Source organism: Endozoicomonas sp. SESOKO4, assembly GCF_024606275.1.
In genome coordinates this window covers 1-3,283 of sequence record NZ_JAHHPS010000594.1, presented here as the reverse complement: position 1 = coordinate 3,283, position 3,283 = coordinate 1, and the positions used below count along the sequence as shown (strand labels likewise).

General features: G+C 47.5%; 5 protein-coding genes. All 5 read left to right on the top strand.

The window, feature by feature from the left end:
• Positions 1 to 217 (top strand): hypothetical protein (locus KDK16_RS11680; protein WP_257276248.1); only part of this gene is annotated, 217 nt, incomplete at its 5' end.
• Positions 218 to 339: 122 nt separating this feature from the next.
• Positions 340 to 510 (top strand): hypothetical protein, encoded by a 171-nt coding sequence (locus KDK16_RS11675; RefSeq protein ID WP_257276247.1) that lies wholly within the window; start codon positions 340 to 342, stop codon positions 508 to 510.
• Positions 507 to 959, top strand: coding sequence for a WD40 repeat domain-containing protein (locus tag KDK16_RS11670; protein ID WP_257276246.1), 453 nt, complete (start codon positions 507 to 509; stop codon positions 957 to 959). The genes KDK16_RS11675 and KDK16_RS11670 overlap by 4 nt, the downstream gene beginning before the upstream one ends.
• Before the next feature lie 151 nt (positions 960 to 1,110).
• Positions 1,111 to 2,763, top strand: coding sequence for an F-box/WD40 repeat-containing protein (locus KDK16_RS11665; RefSeq protein WP_257276245.1), 1,653 nt, complete (start codon positions 1,111 to 1,113; stop codon positions 2,761 to 2,763).
• Between the two features lie 285 nt (positions 2,764 to 3,048).
• On the top strand, positions 3,049 to 3,283 hold a 235-nt coding region (locus KDK16_RS11660), incomplete at its 3' end, for an F-box protein (protein ID WP_257276244.1).

Sequence of the window (3,283 nt, the reverse complement as noted above, 5' to 3'; positions counted from 1 at the left end):
TGGTGATACACACCAAGAGATACTGGCAACAAGACGGGAAATGCGAGAGTACCAGAAGGAAAATCGGTTGCGCTTTGCACAGCGTGACCGTGAACTCTCAGAAATTAAAGCTACGATTGCTGCGCTTACTGAAGCCACCCATGCAGGCTTTAAACGTAGCGACGAAAAAATAGACCAGCTAGAATTACTCATCCGTCAACGCCTCCCCAACAACTAACACGCCACCTAATAATAAAATCCAGTGGATTGCCTGTCGGCAACCACTGACTTAAAGGGTTAGGTGTCTCTGTGCCGTCACTGTCTGGATTAACGCACAAGAAATAATCATAGGGTGAACGCATGAACCACGATAAAGACAAAGACGATACCTGGAATGCCATCAGCCGCATAGAGGTCAGTGTCAAAAACTCACAGGACGATATCAGGAAGCTGTACCTGCACAGCGTACGGCAGGAAGTAGCTGTTGAGTCAAATCAACCATCTTCAGCGCCGATGGCCGTCATCTGGTGACCGCCAGTGAAGATAAGACAGCAAAAATCCATGACCAGCAGACCAATGGGTCATGGCAACACAAAACCACCATTCAACACGATGGGGCGGTCAGATCAGCCACCTTCTGTGCCGATAGCCGCCATGTGGTGACCGCCAGCCATGACAACACGGCGAAAATCTATGGCCTGCTGGCCGATGGATCATGGGTAGAAAAAGCCACCATTTCTCACAAAGATTTGATCGAGTCAGTCACCTTCAGCGCCGATGGTTGCCTTGTGGTGACCGCCAGTTACGACAGTATGGCAAAAATTTATGGTCTGGGGGCCGATGGATCATGGCTGGAAAAAGCCACCATTCAACACAAGAAAGCAGTCCGGTCAGCCAACTTCAGCGCCGATGGCCAATTCGTGGTGACCACCAGTGAGGATGAAACGGCGAGAATCACTGAACTATGGAGCGGCGATTGAGGGTCGAACAGAACTCTTCTTTTTCATAGTGTCACCGAACTCAATGTTTTGAACTTTCATTAAAAAAACGACTCTAACAGACCGAATCAATTTCGAATGTCCTTTCTGACCGAGGATTAATAGTGACTTTCGCCCACTGCAGGAACCAGGCATGAACCCTCCGAACATCAATTACAGCAATGATGGTTCACTCTCACCAACACTCAAGCAGCCTCGATTGAATGAAACCGCATCGGGTGTCAGTGCAGGCAGGGAGGTGAGTGTACAGGACAATATTGAACCTGCATTCTTCCATTTGCCCGAAGAGATACATGCCAGGATTATTCACCTTTTGGATTTTCGAGAGGTTACCCGTTTAGCAAAGGTCTGCAAATATCTTCACGATCTTGTTAAAAATGATAAAGCTCTGGAAAGAGCATGGTTTCGTCGGTTTCCTTCACCACACCAATATCAACTGAAGACCATCATTACTTCAAAAGATGATCAACAACTCCGTGATTGGTTGACACCGTTTGCCAATACGGACACTGTCGAGTCACTCATAAAAAAACGTGATAATGCATATTTTCCTGCTCTGATCCTTTTCACCAAAAGCAAAATGATGTCTCAGTGTGAACTATTTAAACTGGAGACAAAAGCCAAAATCACCCATCGTGAAGAAGTCAATACAGCCACCTTTAGCGCCGATAGCCGCCATGTGGTGACTACCAGTCTGGGTAATACGGTGAAAATCTGTGGTCAGAAAGCCAATGGATCGTGGGAAACAAAAGGCATCATCACCCATGCTGGCTGGCTCAGATCGGCCACCTTTAGTGCCGATAGCCGCCAGCTGGTGACAGCCAGCCGTGATCACACAGCGAAAATCTGTAGTCTGCAGGACGATGGAACATGGGAAGAAAAAGCCACCATTTTTCATACTTGTTTTGTCAACTCAGCCATCTTCAGCGCCGATGACCGCCATGTGGCGACCGCCAGCCATGACTACACAGCGAAAATCTGTAGTCAGGGGGACAATGGATTATGGGAGGTAAAGGCCACTATTCAACACAGTAATGGGGTCAGGTCAGCCATCTTTAGCGCCGATAGCCGTCATGTGGTGACTGCCAGTGATGATAAGACGGCAAAAATCTATAGCCTTATGAGCGATGGTTCATGGGAAGAAAAAGCCACCATTAACCATGAGGGTAGGGTCTTATCAGCCACCTTCAGCGCCGATAGCCGATTCGTGGTAACCGCCAGTGAAGACAGCACGGCGAAAATCTATGACCTGCAGGCTGATGAATCATGGAGAGAAATAGCGACGATTTCCCATGATGATGTGGTCTACTCAGCCAACTTCAGTGCCGATGGCCGTCATCTGGTGACCGCCAGTGAAGATAACACGGCAAAGATCCATGAGGAGACCAATGGGTCATGGGAAGAAAAAGCCACCATTAACCATGAGGGCTGGGTTCTATCAGCCACCTTCAGCGACGATGGCCGCCATGTGGTGACCGTCAGCGTTGACAAAACGGCGAAAATCTACGGCCTGCTGACCGATGGATCATGGGTAGAAAAAGCCACTATTGCTCACAAAGATTTGATCCGATCAGCCACCTTCAGCACCGATGGTTGCCTTGTGGTGACCGCCAGTCGCGACAAAACGGCAAAAATTTATGGTCTGGGGGCCAATGGATCATGGCTGGAAAAAGCCACCATTCGACACAAGAAAGCAGTCCGAGCAGCCACTTTCAGCGCCGATAGCCGATTCGTGATGACCGGCAGTGAGGATAAGACGGCAAGAATCACTGAACTATGGAAGTAAGATTGATGATCAGATGAGCGTATAACCGACTAAAACAACCTGCAATTAAGCGTGTTTTGATGATAGCCGATTTAAAAACAGCCTTATGTTGAGAACCTGACTACAACTTTTGCAGCGAGCTCTCAATGAAAAAGTTCTTTCTGTTATTTCCCCGGATCAGCCCTGTTTTTGCTTAGTTTTACTGACCTTATTGTTATGAACTTTCATTTTTAAACCAGTTCTAAATTTCGAACGTGCTTTCTGACTGAAGGTAAATACTGACTTTGCAGCTCTGAGGGAGCAGACATGCAAACTACGAACAGCAATTCCAGAATTGACGGTCCACTCACGGGTACACGTAAGAAACCACGATTGGAGGAAGCACCAACAGGTGTCAGTGTGGGCATGGACGTTACTATACAGAACAAAATTAAACCTACATTCTTACATTTGCCCGAAGAAATACATGCCAAAATTATTCGCAATCTGGATTTTCGAGAGGTTACCCGTTTAGCCAGGGTCTGCAAATATCTTCGCGATC